Origin of the sequence: Pantoea sp. ICBG 1758 (assembly GCF_002928325.1) — a bacterium.
Lineage (GTDB): Bacteria > Pseudomonadota > Gammaproteobacteria > Enterobacterales > Enterobacteriaceae > Pantoea > Pantoea eucrina.
In genome coordinates this window covers 1-224 of record NZ_POWL01000034.1, presented here as the reverse complement: position 1 = coordinate 224, position 224 = coordinate 1, and the positions used below count along the sequence as shown (strand labels likewise).

Annotated in this window: 2 rRNA genes; both read right to left on the bottom strand. The window is 57.1% G+C overall.

Annotation, left to right across the window (positions count from 1 at the left end):
- Positions 1-86 (bottom strand): 5S ribosomal RNA (gene rrf, locus C1Y41_RS19805); the annotation flags it as partial.
- A 62-nt stretch (positions 87-148) separates the two neighbouring features.
- Positions 149-224: ribosomal RNA gene (locus C1Y41_RS19800) — 23S ribosomal RNA — on the bottom strand; the annotation flags it as partial.

Here is a 224-nt window from a genome sequence, read left to right as displayed (position 1 = left end):
GACCCCACACTACCATCGGCGCTACGGCGTTTCACTTCTGAGTTCGGCATGGGGTCAGGTGGGACCGCCGCGCTGTGGCCGCCAGGCAAATTCTGTTATCCGGCAAAACAAGCTGAAAATCGGTCTCGCAAAACGCCTCTGGCGTTGTAAGGTTAAGCCTCACGGGTCATTAGTACCGGTTAGCTCAACGCATCGCTGCGCTTACACACCCGGCCTATCAACGT